Genomic DNA, 20811 nt, shown 5'->3' with positions numbered 1-20811 from the left:
TTTTTTAGCGATTGACCGAGGTGGCCATGCGGATATACGTATGACGCCGACCGCGGATGGCAATCGATAACGCTTGAATATTTTCCGGTGTGGCGATGCCTGACAGTCCAGCGTCCCCGATATGAAACACGTCCGTCCCACCACGTTTCGAGGACAAGGCGATTTCCCGAATCGTCGCCTCGTCTGCTCCTTCTTGTGAAGTCCCGATGGCGGCGACGACGAGTTTGTTCAGCGCTTGGATGTCGCGGGTGACTTCGAAAAACTCGTCTTCGCGAACACCAGGGACGGTACCTGGGGCTGGAATCAAGATGATATCGGCACCGGCTTCGGCGAAGCGCGTGTACGCCTCGCGGTCGAGCACTCGGCCGACACCGGCTTGATGCATCTTGCCGGCGATGATGACGCCGGCAAACTCTTGACGGGCGCTGATAATGGCTTGCTCGATCGCCTCATTCGTCACGCCGGTGTTCGGGTTGCCGGTCAGACAAATAAAGTCGATGCCAAGTTCAGACGCTTTCGCGAACGCTTCACGTGTCGCGAGCCGTCCATGCTTGACGTCATGCATTTCAGAAGACTTCTCGGAGAAGTCGACCGGTTCTAAATTGACACCGATCGGCAACCCGACGAGCCGTTTCAACTCTAAAATCGGATTGTCTGACATCGTTTCTTCCGGGTCGTTACCGAACAAGGCGTGACTTTCCAGTCCTTTCACGTACGGGTGAAACACGTCAAACATGTTGAGTAAGATCATATCTGCACCGAAGGCTCTGGCAAGTTCCGCGTTCGTCACTTCGGGATACAACGGTTGGACGGTCGGGATGACCTCCGCGAGGACGGTGCGTCCTTCGGCTTTTCGAATGGACTCAATCAAATCGCTGCGGTTGAACGTCAAAAAGTCGCTGGCTCTGCAATCTAGAATACGTTTCATCTGTCAATTCCTCCTCAAGTTCGTCAACATCCTATTCCCCATTTCTGGCGAAAATCCTCTATACTGAAAAAGAATAGGGGGAAAGACGATGACGGAAAAAGAAAAGATGGTTCGAGGCGAGCGCTACCTTGCCGGAGATGAAGAGCTTGTGACCGCACGGCGCCATGCGCGTCGATTGATGGAGCAGTTCAATCAATCAGGCATCGATGATCTCGCCATTCGAAAAGAAACATTAAGCGAGTTGTTCGGGTCGACCGGGGAGTCGTTTTACTTCGAGCCGACGTTCAAATGTGATTATGGCTTCAATATCCACATCGGGGAGCGGTTCTTCGCAAATTTCGATTGTGTGTTTTTAGACATCTGTCCAATCCGGTTCGGTGACGATTGTATGCTCGGACCGGGCGTGCACGTTTACACGGCGACTCATCCGCTCGACCCGACGGAGCGCATCTCCGGCATAGAATATGGGAAACCGGTCACGGTCGGACATCGCGTCTGGATCGGCGGTGGCGCCATCATCAATCCTGGTGTGACAATCGGGAATGATGCCGTGATCGCTTCCGGCGCGGTCGTGACGAAAGACGTGCCCGCCTCTACCGTCGTCGGGGGCAACCCGGCGCGCGTCATCAAGACGATCACATAAAAAAGGAGGCCCCGCAAAATAGTTGCGGGGCCTTTGATCATTCCCAAACACGTTTTAGTTTGAACGTCTCTTGTGCATAGCCCCACACTGAAATCGGGGACATGAACAGCTGATAGCTCAACACGAAAAAGATGAAACCGAACAAGTTTTTACGGACACGTAAGTTCAAGTTTTTGAACACGTAATCGCGTTGATAAAAGTAGAGGAGACCGTAGCTAAGGACGGTGAGGGGCAAAACGAGCAACGTCATCGGACCGACGATCCAATAGTGACCGAACATGGCGAGGATCAGACCAGGGATCCAAAAGAACGTATAAGCGATATCGAGATAAGGCATGATCAAGTTGACGCCCGTTAAGTATTTTGTATACAGCTGGGGCTGACGCCACGGCTTCACTTCCTGCAATCCCTCGACCATGCCTCGGGCCCAGCGCGAGCGTTGGCGGGCAAAGTGGCGGAACGACTCCGGGGCGTCGGTGAAGGCGACCGCGAGCGGTTCAAAGTAGACACGGCGTTTCTTCTCAAGCAAGCGCCAAGTGAGCACGATATCTTCACCGATTGCGTCGGGCCAACCACCGACTTCTTGAACGGCCGCCGTTTCATATAAACTAAACGCCCCTTGTGCGACGAGCGTTCCTTGATAAAGTCCTTGAAGCCGTTTGATTGAAGCGATTCCTAAGAAATAATCCCATTCTTGAAGGCGTGTCCAAAACGAGCTGCGGCTATTCCGGACGAGCATGCTGCCGGCGACGGCGCACACATCTTTCGGACTGCTCACGAGTCGAGCCACTAAAAATCGAACCGCGGACGGATGAATCAACGTGTCGGCGTCGAGGGTGATGACGTACGGTGTTGTCACGTGGGTTAAGCCGAAATTAAGTGCTTGGAACTTTCCTGGTTTTTGTTCATGTAATAATGTGATCGGAATCGAAAAATCTTCTTTAGCTCGTAACACTTCCGCTGACGTATTGTCATTTGAATTGTTATCGATGACAAGTAAGTGAAGGGGACCTGTATAATCTTGCGTTGCAACGTAGCGGATTGTCTCATAGATTGAAGCCTCTTCATTATAAGCGGCAATCATAACCGTTACGGCCTCATTTGGATGTTCATCTTTGAACGGAGGTTGGCGATCGAGGACGAGACTGGCGAGTAAAAAGGCCATCAAATATCCTGGTATGTAGGCGATGCCACCGATAATGAAGAGTGCAAGTGGGAGATTGGTCAATTTGGCTAAATCCATGAGCCAAGGAAGCGAGATGTAAATCGAGAAGAGCAACCAGGCGAGTGAGAAACCGTGTGACAGCCAAAAACGCGTTAAAATCGTCCAATACCAGCGATTCCCGATGCGTTTTCGTCCCCATTTCGTCTCGACCGGTTCATTGCGTGAAACCATGCTGTTTCCTCCATATCTGTAAAGTATAAGCTGCGACTGGTGGAGGCCGAATCGTCAATAAATCGATAACAGCCAATCAACTTAGAAGTTAGCGCAGTAAGATGAAATTTGATGGCCTTTTTTGATCTTGTCAACGAAAGACGTGCACTTCTTGAAAAATATTGACCTAAATCAAAAACGCCCTATAAAGTCGGAAGAGTACCGAACTTCAAAGGGCGTGCCGTTTATGGTTGAGAAACGGGCGACCACGTCATCAACGCACGTTTTGTAGCTAACAGAGCTTGCTCGGTTCCGAGCGTCACTCGAATCCCGCTTGATTGACGCGACGTGTGAATCCCGTTCGTGGCGAGATGGGACCATATCAATTCCGGTTCGTCGAGCGTCACGTATAGGAAATTCGCTTTAGCGGGGTGAACTTGACCGATTGTGGCGAGTAACGATGACCACTTGTCGCGCATCTCGGCATGCCAAGCGATCGCCTCGTCAAGATAAGATGAATCTTGTAAAAAGACGTTGGCAATTTTTGCACTGACACCGCTAATGTTGAACGGAGGAACGAATTGCCGGAAGTAAGCCGCTAGTTCAGTCGTTGTGACCATGAAACCAAGACGGACGTTGGCGAGACCGAACGCCTTCGATAACGTTCGGAGCACGATTACGTTCGGGAAAGCATCGAGATGTGAAATCATGCTCGCGTCCGGTGTGAAATCGATGTATGCTTCGTCGACGACGAGATACGGAACGCGTGCGGCGAGGTCACTCAACTCGGCAACCGTCCATAGCTTTCCAGTCGGATTGTTCGGGTTCGATAGCAGCAATAGTTTTGGTGCATAGTGTTCCACCGACGAGACGAGGGCATCGAACGATAAACCGTCAGTTTGCACGTGACGTCCGTGTGCGATCGTCGTGAAGATCGGATAAAGGGCGAAATCGGGATTCGGTGACAAGACGACGTCTTCCGGCGATAACAACGCCTGCGTGACGACGTGAATCATCTCGTCACTGCCACACCCGACGAGCAGTTGATTCGGTTCCACGCCAACGTACGCCGCATAACGCCTGAACAACTCGTCAATCGGTTGCACCGGATACTCATGTAAATCGTGAAACGAGAGCGTTGAAAGCTGTTCGTGCAACCGTGTCGGCACCGGGAACTGGCTCTCGTTTTGATTTAATCGAAATCCGGTCGGATAGGTGACGGGATAAATCGGCAATGAGACTTGTCTCATTCTGTCGGCTCCATCGAGAACCATTTCTTCGTCAATTCATCAATTTCGCCTGACTCCATCATCTTTTTCAACTCATCATTGAATTGGTCGCGCAGCTCATCGTCTAACTTGAAGGCGGCCGCCGAGCCCTTTTCGCCGTCTTCTTTCAACGCGAACGTGTAGAACCCTTGATCTTGGTCCAAGTACTTCTGAGCGACCGTATCCTCGATGACCATCGCGTCGATCCGACCTGTGTTCAATTCCTGGACGATTTCTGGAATCTTGTTTAATGAGACGAGCTCCGCATCCGGTGCTTGCTCTTTGGCGATGTTTTCTTGAATCGAAGCCGTCTGGACACCGATTTTTTTGCCAGCAAGCGCTTCAATCGATTGTAGCGATTCATCCTTCGACATGATCAAGTTCGTCGCCGACAAATAAATGTCCGTGAAGTCCGCATTCTCTTTACGTTCCTCGGTCGGCGTCATGCCCGCCATGACAAAGTCGACACGTCCAGCGTTGAGAGCGCCAAGCAGACTTCCAAAATCCATATCTTCAATCTTTAACTCATAACCGAGACGTTCCGTAATCGTCTCAGCGATTTCAATGTCAAAGCCGACAATGGCGTCCCCGTTCGCCGTGTCGACGAATTCATACGGGAAGTAGTCGGCGCTCGTCCCCATGACGAGTGTCTTTTTTTCTTCTCCCGTTGTCTCTTGACTGCAAGCCCCAAGTACGATGGCACTCATGACGAGTGCCCCTGTAACGATCCATTTCTTCATGTATGAATTCCTCCTTCAAGATATGAGACTAAGTGTAATTGCATAATTATTAATTGTAAAGTATAAAAATTCAAATAAATAAAAAAAGATGCATCCAGCTTCCTAGCCGCCGGATGCATCAGGTATTCAATCAATTTGTTGAAGATAGGCGATGACTGCGGGAATGTACGTCTCGAGCGGACGATTCGTATCGATTGTAAGCGTATGCATATTCGGTGGCTTTTTGCTGTTCGCCACGGTTTGGTGAAAATCAGATGGGGAAACGTGTTCGATTTGGCTGAGCTTTCGATCGCGCTCACGCAACCGGCGATTGATTTCATCGATGTCATCGACGAGACATTCGATGTAACGATAGGTGGCTCCGCTATTTGCCGCAATCGCCAAGCCGCGGTCAATCATCACGTCATATAAACAAGGGCTATCCAACATGACGTTTCTCCCTAAAGATAGATTGAACTCGACGAGCGCCCAGTCGATGTCATAAGCGATTTTTCCGGTCAGCGCCGGGTCAAGCGGATGCTGTGCGGTCGATTCAAGAAGTGCCGTCTTCGTGACATCGTGATCGACGATGACCGCATCCAGTCGTCGAGCGATCTCGCGAGACAGCGTCGATTTACCGGATCCGGGGAAACCGGACAGTTGAAGAAAGAACATGGGGCAACCTCACATTTCGTTTGATTTTCCGCGGCTGAATCCGGCGAACAACCGGCCGCCGAACGGGGAGAGCGTCTCATCGACGTAACGGATGAGGGCGTCGGTTTCGTTCGTTTGATAATAGCGTTCGAGTGCATCGGCGAGCTCACGGGCTGCTTGGGCATCATAGCGATCGAGAGCGCGGTACGTCCATTTGGAGGATCCCGTCCATTGCCGATTCGTACGCAGGATGAACTCACAGACTGACGTAGCGAGGGTGCTCGCGATGAACAACCCCTCTGCGCGATTCGTACATCCGATCAGATCATCGAGCGCATCGGTCAGAAAATATCGCTTCATCTCAATCGTCTCGTCTGACCAAGGCTCCGGCCCGATGTCGAGTAAGGCTCTCGCTTCACGTTTGATGTGTTCGACGACATCCGTATCGATCAAGACGATGCCTTCGGAGACCATTCTTGGCAACGACGGAATGGCGCGTCGGCAATCCTGCTCAAAGAATTCGCGATACGACGTCAAGTTATGGGCGAACAGCTCGATAGGCCATCCTGCCTCGATAAACGATTCCCGATAAGACGAGACGAGTCTGTCGTCGAAGATGATGATGTCAAGATCTGACGTCGCGGTCGCCTCACCACGGACGACGCTCCCGGCGAGCAGCGCGGCTCGACAGCCGGGGAAGTGCGTAGCGACGAACGTCCTTGCCGCTACGGCAGGTTCAAGTTTGAAGTGCATGGATAACTCCTTTCACATGTCATGATTCTTGACTCGTGATGCGCCACTTTTTTAACTCTCCGTTCTCTTCATAAATGACTCGTACCTCCATTTGATTGAGGACGAGCCGTTGTTCCGTGGCGAAGAGGATAATCGGATAACTAATCGAGAGCGGTTTATCCGCCTCATAGATCGGGCTGTGCGCCTGCATGGCGTAGTAACCGTCCGAGCGCGTATTGGCCGCACCAGCATCAACTTGGACGACCGTCTCAAAACCGCGCAATCGAAGGACGTAACTATACGATGTACGGGCACCACGTTCAAGTTGCCATTCTTCAAGCACCGCTTCATAATCGTGCAACGTCTCTTCGAGCAGTAGTTTTTGGGATGTGTACTCTCGCTCATAAGGAATCATTTCTTGAATGTTGACGGCCGTCATCGTGGCCACTTTTTGCGATTCCTCTGATGGAGGTGTGATCAGTATGCCGATGAAAATTAATATTGGGATGAGCAAATAAATGATGACCCGACTTCGCATATGGTTTCACCTGTCCTTTATTCGTTTTTTCGCCATCGTCCGCGAGAACCCTGCCTCCTTGTCCAAAAACCTCAGAAAAACAGGTTACATCGTCACGAAAAAGACGTGTCGAGGTATGATGAAAGAAGGAGGCGATATCGATGCGAATTGGGGTGATTGGAGGCGGCATCGCAGGATTGACTGCGGCCGCGCTCGCACAACGAAACGGACATGACGTGACAGTATATGAAGCGTCACGTGAATGGGGAGGCTGCGCCGGCAAGTTCGAGCGGGGGGATTATTTGTTCCCGGCCGGGGCGACACTCGGCATGGGCTTCGAGCCTGGCGGAATTCATGACCGTGTGCTTCGCCATTTAGAGGAGGCCGTCCCGTTCCGGCCGTTACAGGAAGTCATGCAGATTCACTTGTTCGACCAGACCGTCATCTATTATCAGGACCGCGGTCGTTTTCTAGCTGAACTGGAGGCGAAGTTCCCGACGGAAGCGCACCTTATCCGCGCGTTCATGAAGGAAATGTGGCGTGACTTCGAGACACTCCGGCCTTTATTCGAACGACTACCAGCCTTGCCGTTTCGTAGTCTTCAAGACGTCCTCGTCGCCCTGCAAGGACTTCGGCCAAATACTCTCACCATCGCGCCGAAGTTGTATCGTCCGTTACAGAAGACGCTCGCCCGTCATCAGCTGAGCGGGACGATGTTCGAACGATTGATTGACGGCGTCTTGCTCGACAGTCTGCAGACGGGATCAAAAGATGCGAGCCATCTGCTCGCCGCGGTCGCCTTGTCGATTTACCATGAGGGGGCCTTTTACGTCGAAGGGGGACTGTATCAGCTCGCCCATGCGCTCGAGCGGGCACTGCGTCACGACGGTGGGACGGCGCTGCTCGGTCGTCACATCACCTCTGTCGAACGGGTGAGTGATGGCTGGTTGCTGACAGATCGGCGCGGTCGACTCGACATCGTCGATACGGTCGTATCGGCCATCCCGCTCGAAGCGACGAGTCGATTACTGACTGGTAACGATGCCGAATCGTTCATGCGACAATATCGGCGCCACTTGAGCCGTTCGCAGTGGGGGACGTTCAGTCTCTATATCACGCTCCCGGAACACGTCTGTGTGAACCGGCCATTGTTTCAACAAGTGTATACACAACATTTACCGAGCGGCCATGCGTTCCTGTCGATGTCAGCAGGTGGCGACGTGTTGCGCACCGAAAAGCCGGAGCGGACCGTGACGGTATCGACCCATCTCGATCTTTCGGAATGGATTGATTGGAAACAGCGCGCCGTCTATGAGAAACTTGAGAGTGAATGGACCGAGCGGTTAGTCGAAGCCGTGCACATCGGCTTTCCCGATTGGACAGGGGACGCTGGGATCGTCTTGCCTGGGGGGCCGGGTGCCTGGGTGAAGTATACGAAACGGCCGCACGGCGCCGTCGGGGGCTATGCGCAAACGCCGGGACAAGCATTGTTTCACGCCGCGAGCTATCGGACGGACGTTCCAAACTTGTTCGTCTGCGGTGACACCGTCTTTCCGGGGGCGGGCACGGTCGGGGCGATGACGAGCGGGTTGCACGTGGCCCGGGCGCTCGGTGTGACGTTATAAGGAGACGATGAACGATGATCAGAAAAAAACAATTTAGTGAACTGACGACGCATGAACTGTATGCGCTACTCGCACTTCGGACGGAAGTGTTCGTCGTCGAGCAACAATGTGCGTATCAGGAAGTCGACGGGAAAGACCTCGATGCCGTCCATTATTGGATGGAAGAAGGAGGCGAGATCGTCGCTACGTTAAGGATTTTAATCCATGCCTCCCCCGTTGCGATCGGGCGAGTCGTGACGAGCCCGGGGCATCGTGGCAACGGCTATTCGCGTCAACTGATGGAGGCCGCTATCGAAGATTTCGGGGCAGAAGACCTCTATTTGCAAGCCCAGACATACGTCGAACCGTTTTATGCGAGTTTCAGATTCGAGCGGACGAGCGATGAATACGATGAGGACGGGATTCCCCACGTCGACATGGTCCGAAAAAGCAAGGCTTGAACTGAAGCCATGATGTACCTTTCCGAATTCGTTCATGGTAGAATGGTGGAGAACACTCGCGCACGATTCGTGCGATAACATTATAGACAGCAAAGGGGTTTACGAACGTGACTGACCAACAAGTGATTGAAAAAGCAAAAGAATTGGCCGAACTTCTCGCGAAGACGCCTGAAGTGGCGCGTTTCAAAGAAGCAGAGACGAAAGTGAATGAAAGCGAGCGCGTTCAGACGCTCATCAAACGCATCAAGTTCTTGCAAAAAGAAGCGGTCAATTGTCAGCACTACGGGAAGACGGAAGCCCTCGCGAAAGTCGAACAGAAAATCGATAAAGCGATGGATGAGCTTGACGCGATTCCAGTCGTCCAAGCGTTTCAAGAGACACAAGTCGAAGTGAACGACTTACTTCAATACGTGACGGTGACGCTCGCCAACTCGGTGACCGATCGCATCATCGAAGCGACGGACGGCGATGTCCTCGCAGGAAAAACAGGAAGTGGCATGGCGGCCGAGAAATCACGCGGCGGCTGCGGATACTAACAAACAGCTGGCCATTGGTCAGCTGTTCTAATTTCTAGAGGTGAAAACGAATGGAAACGATACATCAAACCCCGATGATGAAACAATACTTTTCAATCAAGGCGGACTATCCAGACGCCTTTTTATTCTATCGGCTCGGTGATTTTTATGAGCTGTTTTTTGATGATGCACAAATTGTCGCCAAAGAGCTCGAATTGACACTCACCGCAAAAAACGGGAAAAACGCGGAGCATCCGATCCCGATGTGCGGGGTCCCGCATCACTCGGCAGCGATTTATATCGAGCAATTGATCGAAAAAGGGTTCAACGTGGCCATCTGTGAACAAATGGAGGACCCGAAGGCGACAAAAGGTCTCGTCAAACGGGAAGTCATTCAAGTGATCACACCAGGGACCTATATGGCGTCACTCGGTGAGAAAGAGAACCGTTACTTGGTCGCCGTCTCGAAGCACGGCGCTGTATATGGAGTGGCCCGTGGCGATGTGACGACCGGCGAATCGTGGTTGACGACGCTTCCGACAAAAGAAGCCGTCCTTCGGGAAATGGAAGGGTTGCTCCCGAACGAGGTGCTCGTCGATGACGAGCGATTAGCAGACGCGCTTGCGCCGTTAGGCATCCCACTCTCCATTCAATCGGAGCGCATCGATTCCGACCTTGCCGACGGCGCGAAGGACGGGGCGCAACGGGATGCGTTCGCGTTGCTATACGCGTATTTGACACGGACACAAAAGCGTTCCCTCGACCACCTGCAACCTGCCATCGCCTATGAAGTCGAGCAACATATGCAGCTCGATGCGAATACGGCTAGGAACTTAGAGTTGTTCCGTTCAGCCCGGTCCGGAGAACGAAAAGGATCGCTCCTAGCCTTGTTAGATGAAACGACGACCGCGATGGGCGGCCGGTTGTTGAAGCGTTGGCTCGAGCAACCGCTTTATACGGAAACGGCGATTCAAGACCGATTGGACGCAGTCGAGAACTTGTTAGACGACTTCATGTTACGTGACCAACTCCGAGAACAGTTGAAACACGTGTACGATATCGAACGTCTTGTTGCAAAAGTCGGATACGGGACGGCGAATGCCCGAGATCTCGTGCAATTGCGCGATACGCTCACCCGCATCCCTGACGTTCAGCACTTGTTACAATCGGTCACGGCGTCACGTCTCCGTCAAATTGACACAGACCTCGACACGTTCGACGAGTTGACGAAGTTGCTTCATTCAGCGCTTGTTGATGCGCCGGCGATCTCGACAAAAGAAGGCGGAATGATTCGTGCCGGTTATTCGAGTGAGTTGGACGAGCTACTCGAGGCGAAAGCGAACGGAAAGACGTGGATTGCCAACCTTGAGCAACAAGAGCGACTCGCGACTGGGATTAAATCACTCAAAATCGGCTACAATCGCGTCTTTGGCTATTACTTGGAAGTGACGAAAGCAAACGCACGCTTGCTCGAAGAGGGGCGTTATGAGCGCAAACAGACGCTTACGAACGCCGAGCGCTATGTCACGCCAGAATTGAAAGAAAAAGAAGCCCTCATTCTTGGAGCCGAAGAGAAAAGTTGCACGCTCGAATATGAGTTGTTCGTCGAACTTCGTGACCGTGTCAAACGAGAGACGAAGCCGTTGCAACAGCTCGCCCGTTCGCTCAGCGAGCTTGACGTGTTGCTCAGTCTCGCCCTCGTCGCCGAGAAACGTGACTACGTGCGAGCAAAGACGTCTAAACATGTTCAAATCGACCGCGGCCGCCATCCTGTCATCGAGACGGTGCTCCCGCGCGGCGAATACGTCGCAAACGATTTGACGCTTGACGACAGTCGACGTATGTTGTTGATCACAGGACCGAACATGTCCGGTAAATCGACGTACATGCGTCAGTTCGCTCTCATCACGATCATGCATCAAATCGGATCGTTCGTTCCGGCTGAAGCGGCCGAACTCCCGCTGTTTGACCGTATATTCACGCGCATCGGTGCGGCCGATGACCTCGTGAGCGGTCAGTCGACGTTCATGGTCGAAATGACCGAGACGCGTCAAGCCGTGACAGAAGCGACAGCGAACAGTCTGATTTTACTAGATGAGATTGGTCGCGGCACGTCGACGTATGACGGGATGGCGCTCGCCCAGGCGATCGTCGAATATATCGCGGCCTCGATCGGGGCGAAGACGCTGTTCTCGACCCACTACCATGAGCTCACTGTCTTAGAAGAGTCGATTCCGGCGCTTGAAAACGTCCACGTGCGTGCGATCGAACGGGACGGGCGCGTCGTCTTCTTGCATGAGGTACACCCAGGCAAAGCGGATAAGTCGTACGGGATTCATGTCGCCGAACTGGCCGACCTGCCCCCGGAACTGATTGACCGGGCGAGAACGATCTTGTCTGCACTTGAAGCCGAACCGGTCACGACCCCACGGTCGCCGATCGAAAAGGAGGCGACAGACGAGGCGGCTCAACTGTCGTTGTTCGAGACGAGCGATGACGTCCGCCAACAACTGCTCGAGCTTGATCTGCTCGCCATGAACCCAATCGAGGCGATGCAGGCGCTTTATGCGCTACAACAGTCTGCAAAGAAAGGGTGAGACGATGGGCATCATTCAAGAACTGCCAGAACAGTTAGCGAACCGGATCGCTGCCGGTGAAGTCGTCGAGCGCCCGGCCTCGGTCGTAAAAGAGCTTGTCGAGAACGCAATCGATGCCGGTGCGACGAAAATCGAGGTCGAACTCGTAGAAGCCGGGATTCGGTTGATCAAAGTTCGTGACAACGGCCACGGTTTCTATGAAGACGATGCCGCGCGCGCCTTTTTAAGGCATGCGACGAGTAAGATTCGCGATGAACACGACTTGTTCCGCATTCGTACGCTCGGCTTTCGAGGCGAGGCGCTCGCGTCGATCGCTTCGGTGAGTCACGTCACACTCAAGTCTCGACGGACAGAAGAAGACGGGTTTGAAATGACGCTCCAAGGCGGCGTCGTGGCCGAGACGATGCCGACAGCGGCCAACGTCGGCACAGAGATTGCCGTCAGTCAGCTATTTTTTAATACACCGGCTCGGCTGAAGTATTTGAAGACGTCGGCGACAGAACTCGCAAGCATCACCGATACACTCAACCGAATCGCGCTATCCCATCCAGAAGTCCGTCTATCCGCGTTTCATGAAGACAAAGAGCTGCTTCGGACGAACGGAAACGGAGACGTCAAACAAGTGATGCTCGCCATTTACGGCCGGCAAGTCGCCTCGCAAATCGTCACGGCGTCGGGCAAGACGAACGATTACAGTTTAAGCGCGTATCTCGTCCGTCCCGAAGTGACCCGCTCGAACAAACAGTACGTGACGCTCATCTTGAACGGACGGAGCATTAAAAATTTTGCCTTGACCCAAAGCGTGCTCGACGGGTATCATACGCTCCTTCCAATCGGGCGCTATCCGATTGCCGTACTCGAGGTGAATATGGATCCGATGCTCATTGACGTCAACGTCCACCCGACGAAGCGGGAAGTCCGGCTCTCCAAAGAGAAAGAACTGTGCCAATTGATTCGAGAGACGGTCCAGCTGACGTTGCGCGAGCAACGCCTCATCCCGTCTGTTCAACCAAAACCGAAACCGGAGCGCATTCAGTCTGAGCAAGAACGGCTCGACTTCACCGTGGAACGTTCGCCTGAAGTGAAAGAGGACGTTGAATGGAACTATCCGATCCCTCGTGAGCCAATCACGTCACCGAGCAATTGGGCGCCGACGCCGCACACGCAAGAGGCCACGCCTAAACGTGAGTTTGAGGCCACGCCTAAAAAGAAACAAGGGGAGCGGCTCCCGTCGCTCGACGTCATCGGTCAACTGCATGCGAGCTATATCGTCTGTGGCGCCGAGGACGGCATGTACGTCATTGACCAACATGCCGCCCAAGAACGTATCAAATACGAGCTGTTTTATGAACAACTCGGGCGTCCTGAAAAAGAATATCAGTTGTTGCTGCTTCCACTCACGCTCGAGTTCACGCAAGAAGAAGCGCTCGCCATCGAAGAAGTCACTACGCTATTAGAAGAGGCGGGTCTGCAACTCGAACCGTTCGGTGGCAACACGTTCCTCGTCCGTGAGATTCCGACGTGGTATCCGCAACATGACCTCGAAGGGACGGTCCGGGATTTGATCGAGATGGCGATTCGGGACCGGTCCATTAATATTGCCAAGTACCGCGAAGAGGCCTCAATCTTAATGGCGTGTAAACGTTCGATCAAAGCGAACCATCCGTTGAACATCGAGATGATGCGCCAACTGATCGACGATTTGAATCAGACCGCTTCCCCGTACACGTGTCCGCACGGACGACCGATTCTCGTGAAGTGGAGCACGTATGAACTTGAGAAGCTATTCAAGCGCGTTATGTGACACCGCTGTAATCTTTTTTTAACGGGCTGTAACGTTTATCTTGACCGGCCACTGGGAACAATATACACATGTCGCTCAACGCATCGAGGTTGAGAGGTGGCTCTTTCACTGCCTCACCCTCAAGATGTAGACATGATCGATAAACCAGTAGGGGGATAAGATTATGGCAGACAAGCTTAATGTAACGAAACGAGAGTTACGACCACGATCGGTCCGTGCAAACTTACGCAAAGAAGGAAAAGTGCTAGGTGTCGTTTACGGCTACAAAGTCGAGAGCACACCAGTCGCGTTTGAAGAGATGGCACTTCGTAAAATCCTTCGTGAGCATGGTGATAACGCCTTGATCGAACTCAACATCGACGGCAAGAAAGTGAACACGCTCGTTCACGGGACGGAAGTTGACCCGTTCACGAACGAGTATAAGCACGTCGAGTTCATGGCCGTGAAGATGGACGAAGCAACAGAAGTCGAAGCGGACGTCACGCTCGTCGGCGACGCGAAAGGTGTCAAAGAAGGCGGCTTCTTGGCACAAACGCTCTATAAAGTCACGGTATCGGCCACACCTGCCAACATCCCAGAGCGCATCGAACTCGATGTATCTGAACTTGGCATCGGTGACTCGGTGACGGTAGCGGACATTCCAGAAAACAAAGACTACGAGGTTGTCTCGGATGGCGAACTTCAAATCGCATCGGTTAATGAGCCGGTATCACTTGAAGAGCTTGAAGCAGACACAGATACTACGCAAGAAGGTGAAACTGAAGCGACTGAAGAAGAGTCGGCTGAAGCATCTTCGGAAGAGTCTGAAGAGAAGTCTGAAGACAAAGAATAAGCTCGATCGAACGACCCTTTGCGAAGGGTCGTTTTTTTCGTCACAAATCCGACATATGTAAACGATTACGATGTGAAAAATGTGTCAACATGATCCAAGGTCGATTGCAATTTATTGGATTCGGGCTTATATTGTTAATGATTTCACATGTTCGTTCTTATTATAAAGGTTCATTCAAACAGAAAGAAGGGTTTGTGACATGGCATCAATGGAAATCCATGCACTTGAATCATTGCGAAAAAAAGCCCAGGCGTCATCGCACATGATTCATTATCGGCCAATGGAATACTTTTTACGGGCGATGCTCGCCGGGATCTTTATCGGGTTCGCCGCCATCTTCACACTAAAAGTCGTCAATGGCATGTATCTGCTTGATTCGCCGTTCACGACGCTCATTGGCGGCTTTTCGTTCGGGATTGCACTCGTGATGATCATTTATGGGGGAGCTGAGCTGTTCACGGGGAATACGATGTACTTCACGACGTCGACGTTGCGCGGATATACGACGCTCAGTGATACGATGCTCGTCTGGTTATTGTGCTTTGTTGGGAATGCAGTCGGCGGAATTTTGTTCGCCATATTGCTTGCCCCGACCGGAATCATTCAAGAACTTGGGATGAACAACTGGTTGTTCGCGGTCGTCGAGAGCAAGATGCACCACACGACGGTCGAGATCTTCTTCCGTGCCATCTTCTGTAACTGGATGGTCTGTCTTGCAATCTTCTTACCGAAACAAATGAAAAATGAGTTCGCCCAAATCTTCTCGATGATCTTTCTCGTCGCCGTCTTCTTCGCCTCTGGGTTCGATCACGTCATCGCGAACTTCGTCTTGTTCGCGCTCACGCTCGTCGTCCCGCATCCGGAGACAATCAGCTTCGCTGGCGCGATCCACAACTTGGTCCCGGCGACGTTCGGGAACATCATCGGTGGGGCGTTATTCATGGGAGCGATTTACACATGGTTGAACGCGAAAGGATTGCGTGAAGCGCAAGAATCGGAAGAAGTCGAACTGAAAATCGTCAAATCGGCAAAAGAGGTATGACATACATCACGATATCGAACAGTCGAGTCCACGCCTAGGATTCGGCTGTTTTTTTCATATTCGTTCGTTTCAACTGTCACAATTTCGTGCCGCCTTCGATTCGATAAACGTGACATAATCAATATATAGGTGGTTCAACCGGTTATAACGAATTATGAATCAATATATAGTGAGGTGTTGCGAAGTGAATTTAGTTCAGCTGTACGAGGACGTCTGTGTCCTGCCCGATCAAGATTTAGTACAAGAAAACGCCAACGTCGACGGGAAATCGCCGCTCGGGAAACTGGCGCGTCTATCGTCTGAAGTATCAAAAGAGTTGGCCACAACATACTTGTTGTCGAAGCGCTCGAGGCAGGCAATTGCGGACAATTTCCTTTACGTCCATGATGCGGACTACTATGTGACAGGCTCGACGACATGTTGTCAAATCCCACTCGGGGACTTGCTTGCGAACGGATTCCATACGGGTCATGGGACGATAAGATCACCCCAGGATATCCGTTCGGCGATGGCGCTCGCATCGATCATCCTTCAAGCGAATCAAAACATGCAGCATGGTGGACAGGCGTTTCCGACGTTCGATGCCGACCTCGCCCCATACGTCGAGAAAACGTACGAGCGACATGTTAAACGCTTGAAATCGCTTCCGGTCGATTTATCGGATAGCCAAATCGAAGCGATTGCAGAGCAAGAGACGGTCACGGCCACGTACCAAGCGTGTGAGGCGTTCATCCATAACGCGAACTCGATGCACTCCCGCGGTGGCGGTCAAGTACCGTTCGTCTCCATCAATTATGGGACCGACACATCACCTTGGGGCCGCGTCTTCATTCGGGAACTGTTACAGGCGACAGAACGGGGACTCGGGAACGGTGAGACGCCGATCTTCCCGATTCAAATTTTCAAAGTGAAAGAGGGGGTCAACTTTAACGAAGGCGATCCGAACGTTGACTTGTTCCAGTTGGCGTGTCGTGTTACCGGAAAGAGGTTGTTCCCGAACTTCTCCTTTATCGACGCTCCGTTCAATGCAGCGTACTATGACGGGACACCTGCTTCAGAAGTCGCTTACATGGGGTGCCGAACCCGGGTCATGGGCAATCGTCACGGTGCAGAGACGTCGATCGGAAGAGGGAACTTGTCGTTCTCGACGTTGAACCTCGTCAAAATCGCGCTCGTATCGTCGGATTTGAAATCATTTTATGAGACGCTCGACACGTATATCGACATCGCCATCGAACAGTTGCTCGAGCGATTTGAGTATCAATGCAAACGTCGTGCCGATGAGTTCCGCTTCTTATACGCCCAACACGTGTGGCGCGGTAGTGAGACGCTCGCACCTGACGATGAGCTGCGGGAAGTGTTGAAACAAGGGACGTTGTCGGTCGGTTTCATTGGACTCGCTGAAACGTTACGTGTTCTCGTCGGTGCGACGCATGCAGAGTCGAGGGACGCTGAACGGCTCGGTCTCGACATCGTTGCGCGATTGGCCGAGCGGGTGAAAGCGGCGGCAGAACGCTATGACTTGAACTTCTCGCTTTTGGCGACGCCTGCGGAAGGATTGTCCGGAAAGTTCGTCATAAAAGATCAACAGTCATTCGGGATGATCGAAGGAGTGACTGACCGGGCCTTTTACACGAACTCGTACCACGTCCCCGTATACCAGAACGTGTCAATCCGAGAGAAAATTCGGCTAGAGGCCCCGTATCATGCACTTTGTGACGCCGGTCATATCACGTACGTCGAAGTCGACGGGTCACTCGCCCATAACCCGGAAGCGGTCGAGTCGATTGTCAGGCTTATGCGTCAGTATAATATCGGTTACGGATCAATCAACCATCCGGTCGATCGTTGCGGTAGTTGCGGACTCGAAGGAATCATCGATGAGGCGTGCCCAACGTGCGGCGAGGTCGAGCAGATTGAGCGAATTCGCCGGATCACTGGGTATTTGGTCGGCACGATGGACCGATGGAACTCGGCGAAACGAGAAGAAGAAAAAGCGAGGGTGAAGCATGATGCGCGTCCTATCCGTACTTGATGAATCGGTCGTCGACGGACCGGGCGTGCGGACCGTCATCTTTACAGCCGGTTGCCCGCACCGTTGCCCGGGCTGCCATAACCCGGAGTCATGGAATCCGAGAGGCGGGGAAGAGGTGACGGTCGAGTCACTGCTCGAACGGGTCGAAGCGTCCGGTTGGGACGGCGTCACGGTGTCGGGAGGTGAACCGTTCTTGCAACCGCGCGAGCTGTCACGACTCGTCCGTGGCTGCAAAGCACTTGGGAAAAACGTCTGGGTGTACACCGGATATACGCTCGAGGCGCTCGAACAACTAGAAGATGAACAGGTCAAGGACGTTCTCGACAATGCCGACGTACTCGTCGACGGCAAGTTCGTCGAAACGTTACTCGACCGCTCGCTTCGTTTTAGAGGTTCGAGCAACCAGCGCATCATCTTTTTGAACAAAGTTTAATCGGGGCGACACCGCCCCGATTTTTTGTATACTAATAAAAAGGGGGAATTTACATGAAATGGTGTACATATGAACGTGACGGGGAAGTGGCGGTCGGTGTCGTCGAAGGTGAGAACGTCTATGACGTCAGCAATCAATTACATACGAACTCGTTATTAGAAGTGATCGCTCGCGAATTCGAGCCGGACATCGACCTCGATGTCGCTCCAGTCTATCCACTCGATTCGGTCAAACTGCTCGCGCCGTACCGTCCGCTTAAAAACGTAATTTGTATCGGGAAGAATTACGAAGAGCACGTGAAAGAGATGGACACGGCCGGCGCCGGGAAACTCGTCATCTTCACGAAGGCACCGACGGCGGTCGTCGGCCCCGAGGCGGTCGTCGAGCGGCATCCGGAACTGACCGACCAGCTCGACTATGAAGGGGAACTCGCCGTCATCATCGGTAAGTCCGGTCGAGACATTGAACACGTCGCGGACCATATTTTTGGGTATACCATCCTGAATGATATTACTGCGCGCGACGTCCAAAAGCAGCATGTCCAGTTTTTCCGTGGTAAATCGTTTGATACGTTTTGTCCGATCGGTCCATACGTCGTCACTCCGGACGAGCTATCGTTCCCGTTGACAATCGAGACGACGGTGAACGGACAAAAACGTCAGTCCGGAACGACAGACGAGATGATTCGACCGATTGAAGAACTGATCCGGACGTTATCGACAGGGATGACGCTTGAAGCGGGCGACATCATCGCGACGGGCACACCGGCCGGGGTCGGCCATGGGATGAAGCCGCCCGTCTATTTGCAGACGGGTGATACGGTCGAAGTATCGATCACCGGGCTTGGGACGTTGCGGAACGTCATCGTCTAAACTGACATTGACGCAAATTGTGAAGAATCTTGTAAACGCTCCGTCAATTCTCGATGAACGGATTGGTTCCGATTATAATCAGGTTAAAGATTAGAGGAAACATCATTGAGGAGATGAATCAACATGGAACGAAACGATCATACACCTGAAGACAAACGACGCGAAGATTGGCTCGACTCGGAGCTCGGCTCGTCGACCCGTCCGCCGGAACAGCCACTTGTCGAGCAAAAGGCTAAACCGTCTTTTGTCGGGCGGATGTTCCCTGGCTTTGTGGGCGGGGTCATCGGCGCGCTCGTCACGGGGGCGGTCGCGTTACCATTCTTGGATCAAACACCGATCAACGTGAACGATACGGCGGTCACATCGGAAGGGACGCCGCTTCAGACGTCTTCGAACGTCGGGGATACGTCCGTGACGGATGCCGTCGCTGCCGCGCAACCGGCCGTCGTGACCGTGAACAATTTCGCGACGCAAGGTTTCTCGAGCCAATCGGTCGAGGCAGGTGTCGGCTCCGGGGTCATATATAAAAAAGAAGGCGACGCCGCATATATCGTCACGAACCATCACGTCGTCAACGGCGCAGACCGTTTGACGGTCACGTTCAACGATGGAAAGACGGCGGATGCGACATTGATGGGCAGCGATGCGACGTATGACTTGGCCGTCTTGAAAGTCGATGCGGCCGACGTGCCGGCCGTGATCAATATCGGCAAGTCTGGTGAGTTGAAGCCGGGGCAAACGGTCATCGCGATCGGTAACCCGCTCGGTCAGTTTGAGAACTCAGTGACGCGCGGTGTCGTCTCATCGACGTCCCGTCTCGTACCGGTCGACACGGACGAGAACGGACAAGCCGATTTCAACGCCGAGGTCATCCAGACCGACGCTGCCATCAACCCAGGTAACTCAGGCGGCGCGCTCATCAACGAAGCAGGTCAATTGATCGGTATCAACTCGATGAAAATCGCGACCGACTCCGTGGAAGGTGTCGGATTCTCGATTCCAATCGATATCGCTTTGCCGCTCATCAATCAAATCGAGCAGACGGGGGAAGTGAACCATCCATCTCTCGGCGTGTCGCTCCGGGACGTGTCTGAATTTCCTCCGGGATACTTGACGGAACAGATCAACTTGCCAGAATCGGTGACGAACGGGACAATTATCATCGATGTACAGGCGAACAGTTCAGCGGCACGGGCCGGGCTACAGGCACGCGATGTCATCGTCAAAATCAACGACCAAGACGTGTCTTCTTTCATCGACCTCCGGAGCGAATTGATCCGTGATACGGACGGGACGGTGTCGATTGAATATATTCGAGACGGTCAAACGGATACAGTTGACGTCGAGATACAAAACGTGAACGGTTCGGCATTGTAAAGGTGGGCATGTTGCCCGCCTTTTTTGGTATGCTTAAAAAAAGGGGGAGTTCATATGATCCGTTCGTTATACGGCATGTTGTTTCTAGGAGCCGGAATCATGCATTTCGTCCAAGAGCGTGCCTTTATGTCCATCATTCCGAAGTCTTGGCCGTTCAAACGATTTATGGTTCAGGCAAGCGGTGTGATTGAAATCGTCTACGGGGCGTTGTTGCTCATGAACCGCGGAACGGGCTTCGTCAAAAAGACGTTGCCGGCCTTCTTGCTCGCCGTGTTCCCGGCAAACATCAATATGGCGCTGAAACCGACGCGTATCGGCGGAAAGCCAATCCCGAACTGGGTGACATGGGCACGTCTGCCGCTGCAGTGGGTGCTGATCAAAGGAGTCAAGAAAATATAATGTA

General features: G+C 52.7%; 20 protein-coding genes. 13 read left to right on the top strand and 7 right to left on the bottom strand.

Annotated elements, in window-relative coordinates:
- Nucleotides 1–4 precede the first annotated feature (4 nt).
- Nucleotides 5–928: a DUF7916 family protein gene (locus tag P398_RS0110920; RefSeq protein WP_029335254.1), complete on the bottom strand. Its 924-nt coding sequence runs from the start codon at nt 926–928 to the stop codon at nt 5–7.
- Between the two features lie 88 nt (nt 929–1016).
- On the opposite strand from P398_RS0110920, the gene P398_RS0110915 reads away from it, so the two are divergent.
- Complete coding sequence (locus tag P398_RS0110915) at nt 1017–1571, top strand: sugar O-acetyltransferase (protein ID WP_029335251.1); 555 nt, start codon at nt 1017–1019, stop codon at nt 1569–1571.
- A 37-nt stretch (nt 1572–1608) separates the two neighbouring features.
- Here the strand turns inward: P398_RS0110915 and P398_RS0110910 are convergent, their stop codons facing one another.
- The 6 genes from P398_RS0110910 to P398_RS0110885 all read right to left on the bottom strand — a co-directional run bounded on the left by P398_RS0110910 (nt 1609) and on the right by P398_RS0110885 (nt 6857).
- On the bottom strand, nt 1609–2967 hold the full coding sequence (locus P398_RS0110910; protein ID WP_029335249.1) for a glycosyltransferase family 2 protein: 1359 nt from the start codon (nt 2965–2967) through the stop codon (nt 1609–1611).
- 224 nt (nt 2968–3191) lie between these two features.
- The gene (locus tag P398_RS0110905) at nt 3192–4196 is read right to left on the bottom strand and encodes a pyridoxal phosphate-dependent aminotransferase (RefSeq protein ID WP_029335247.1); all 1005 of its coding nucleotides are present in this window, start codon (nt 4194–4196) and stop codon (nt 3192–3194) included.
- A complete protein-coding gene (locus tag P398_RS0110900) occupies nt 4193–4954 on the bottom strand; it encodes a transporter substrate-binding domain-containing protein (protein ID WP_029335246.1) in 762 nt (253 codons plus the stop codon). The genes P398_RS0110905 and P398_RS0110900 overlap by 4 nt, the downstream gene beginning before the upstream one ends.
- A gap of 126 nt (nt 4955–5080) precedes the next feature.
- Entirely contained in the window at nt 5081–5608 is a 528-nt protein-coding gene (locus tag P398_RS0110895) for an AAA family ATPase (RefSeq protein WP_029335244.1), read from the bottom strand.
- Between the two features lie 9 nt (nt 5609–5617).
- Nucleotides 5618–6340: a nucleotidyltransferase domain-containing protein gene (locus P398_RS0110890; RefSeq protein ID WP_029335242.1), complete on the bottom strand. Its 723-nt coding sequence runs from the start codon at nt 6338–6340 to the stop codon at nt 5618–5620.
- Between the two features lie 19 nt (nt 6341–6359).
- Nucleotides 6360–6857 carry a hypothetical protein gene (locus P398_RS0110885; RefSeq protein ID WP_029335241.1) on the bottom strand — a complete coding sequence of 166 codons (498 nt, stop codon included), beginning with the start codon at nt 6855–6857 and terminating at the stop codon, nt 6360–6362.
- Between the two features lie 140 nt (nt 6858–6997).
- Between P398_RS0110885 and P398_RS0110880 the strand changes: the two genes are divergently transcribed.
- From P398_RS0110880 to P398_RS0110825, 12 genes are all read left to right on the top strand, one after another.
- Nucleotides 6998–8461 (top strand): phytoene desaturase family protein, encoded by a 1464-nt coding sequence (locus P398_RS0110880; protein WP_029335239.1) that lies wholly within the window; start codon nt 6998–7000, stop codon nt 8459–8461.
- Between the two features lie 14 nt (nt 8462–8475).
- The gene (locus tag P398_RS0110875; protein WP_029335238.1) at nt 8476–8901 is read left to right on the top strand and encodes a GNAT family N-acetyltransferase; all 426 of its coding nucleotides are present in this window, start codon (nt 8476–8478) and stop codon (nt 8899–8901) included.
- Between the two features lie 107 nt (nt 8902–9008).
- Entirely contained in the window at nt 9009–9437 is a 429-nt protein-coding gene (locus P398_RS0110870) for a RicAFT regulatory complex protein RicA family protein (protein ID WP_024370256.1), read from the top strand.
- A 50-nt stretch (nt 9438–9487) separates the two neighbouring features.
- Complete coding sequence (mutS, locus tag P398_RS0110865; protein ID WP_029335237.1) at nt 9488–12013, top strand: DNA mismatch repair protein MutS; 2526 nt, start codon at nt 9488–9490, stop codon at nt 12011–12013.
- 4 nt (nt 12014–12017) lie between these two features.
- On the top strand, nt 12018–13817 hold the full coding sequence (gene mutL, locus P398_RS0110860) for a DNA mismatch repair endonuclease MutL (RefSeq protein WP_029335236.1): 1800 nt from the start codon (nt 12018–12020) through the stop codon (nt 13815–13817).
- A 163-nt stretch (nt 13818–13980) separates the two neighbouring features.
- Nucleotides 13981–14649: a 50S ribosomal protein L25/general stress protein Ctc gene (locus P398_RS0110855; protein ID WP_029335235.1), complete on the top strand. Its 669-nt coding sequence runs from the start codon at nt 13981–13983 to the stop codon at nt 14647–14649.
- 208 nt (nt 14650–14857) lie between these two features.
- Nucleotides 14858–15691 (top strand): formate/nitrite transporter family protein, encoded by an 834-nt coding sequence (locus P398_RS0110850; protein ID WP_029335234.1) that lies wholly within the window; start codon nt 14858–14860, stop codon nt 15689–15691.
- A 154-nt stretch (nt 15692–15845) separates the two neighbouring features.
- Nucleotides 15846–17726: an anaerobic ribonucleoside triphosphate reductase gene (locus P398_RS0110845; protein ID WP_029335233.1), complete on the top strand. Its 1881-nt coding sequence runs from the start codon at nt 15846–15848 to the stop codon at nt 17724–17726.
- Nucleotides 17704–18159 carry an anaerobic ribonucleoside-triphosphate reductase activating protein gene (gene nrdG / locus P398_RS0110840; RefSeq protein WP_029335232.1) on the top strand — a complete coding sequence of 152 codons (456 nt, stop codon included), beginning with the start codon at nt 17704–17706 and terminating at the stop codon, nt 18157–18159. The genes P398_RS0110845 and nrdG overlap by 23 nt, the downstream gene beginning before the upstream one ends.
- A gap of 53 nt (nt 18160–18212) precedes the next feature.
- Nucleotides 18213–19031: a fumarylacetoacetate hydrolase family protein gene (locus tag P398_RS0110835; protein WP_024370263.1), complete on the top strand. Its 819-nt coding sequence runs from the start codon at nt 18213–18215 to the stop codon at nt 19029–19031.
- Between the two features lie 123 nt (nt 19032–19154).
- Nucleotides 19155–20408, top strand: coding sequence for a S1C family serine protease (locus P398_RS0110830; protein WP_029335230.1), 1254 nt, complete (start codon nt 19155–19157; stop codon nt 20406–20408).
- A gap of 54 nt (nt 20409–20462) precedes the next feature.
- Complete coding sequence (locus P398_RS0110825; protein WP_029335228.1) at nt 20463–20807, top strand: DoxX family protein; 345 nt, start codon at nt 20463–20465, stop codon at nt 20805–20807.
- The last annotated feature ends 4 nt before the right edge of the window (nt 20808–20811 follow it).

It is taken from the genome of Exiguobacterium aurantiacum DSM 6208, from assembly GCF_000702585.1.
Classification (GTDB): domain Bacteria; phylum Bacillota; class Bacilli; order Exiguobacteriales; family Exiguobacteriaceae; genus Exiguobacterium; species Exiguobacterium aurantiacum.
This window is presented reverse-complemented; position numbering and strand designations above follow the sequence as displayed.

Coding starts and splice junctions, on each gene's coding strand:
- nrdG (WP_029335232.1), top strand. CDS start 17,704: ATGCGCGTCCTATCCGTACTTGATGAATCGGTCGTCGACGGACCGGGC.
- P398_RS0110875 (WP_029335238.1), top strand. CDS start 8,476: ATGATCAGAAAAAAACAATTTAGTGAACTGACGACGCATGAACTGTAT.
- P398_RS0110910 (WP_029335249.1), bottom strand. CDS start 2,967: ATGGTTTCACGCAATGAACCGGTCGAGACGAAATGGGGACGAAAACGC.
- P398_RS0110850 (WP_029335234.1), top strand. CDS start 14,858: ATGGAAATCCATGCACTTGAATCATTGCGAAAAAAAGCCCAGGCGTCA.
- P398_RS0110915 (WP_029335251.1), top strand. CDS start 1,017: ATGACGGAAAAAGAAAAGATGGTTCGAGGCGAGCGCTACCTTGCCGGA.
- mutL (WP_029335236.1), top strand. CDS start 12,018: ATGGGCATCATTCAAGAACTGCCAGAACAGTTAGCGAACCGGATCGCT.
- P398_RS0110825 (WP_029335228.1), top strand. CDS start 20,463: ATGATCCGTTCGTTATACGGCATGTTGTTTCTAGGAGCCGGAATCATG.
- P398_RS0110830 (WP_029335230.1), top strand. CDS start 19,155: ATGGAACGAAACGATCATACACCTGAAGACAAACGACGCGAAGATTGG.
- P398_RS0110845 (WP_029335233.1), top strand. CDS start 15,846: ATGAATCAATATATAGTGAGGTGTTGCGAAGTGAATTTAGTTCAGCTG.
- P398_RS0110900 (WP_029335246.1), bottom strand. CDS start 4,954: ATGAAGAAATGGATCGTTACAGGGGCACTCGTCATGAGTGCCATCGTA.
- P398_RS0110855 (WP_029335235.1), top strand. CDS start 13,981: ATGGCAGACAAGCTTAATGTAACGAAACGAGAGTTACGACCACGATCG.
- P398_RS0110890 (WP_029335242.1), bottom strand. CDS start 6,340: ATGCACTTCAAACTTGAACCTGCCGTAGCGGCAAGGACGTTCGTCGCT.
- P398_RS0110835 (WP_024370263.1), top strand. CDS start 18,213: ATGAAATGGTGTACATATGAACGTGACGGGGAAGTGGCGGTCGGTGTC.
- P398_RS0110885 (WP_029335241.1), bottom strand. CDS start 6,857: ATGCGAAGTCGGGTCATCATTTATTTGCTCATCCCAATATTAATTTTC.
- P398_RS0110920 (WP_029335254.1), bottom strand. CDS start 928: ATGAAACGTATTCTAGATTGCAGAGCCAGCGACTTTTTGACGTTCAAC.
- P398_RS0110895 (WP_029335244.1), bottom strand. CDS start 5,608: ATGTTCTTTCTTCAACTGTCCGGTTTCCCCGGATCCGGTAAATCGACG.
- P398_RS0110905 (WP_029335247.1), bottom strand. CDS start 4,196: ATGAGACAAGTCTCATTGCCGATTTATCCCGTCACCTATCCGACCGGA.
- P398_RS0110880 (WP_029335239.1), top strand. CDS start 6,998: ATGCGAATTGGGGTGATTGGAGGCGGCATCGCAGGATTGACTGCGGCC.
- mutS (WP_029335237.1), top strand. CDS start 9,488: ATGGAAACGATACATCAAACCCCGATGATGAAACAATACTTTTCAATC.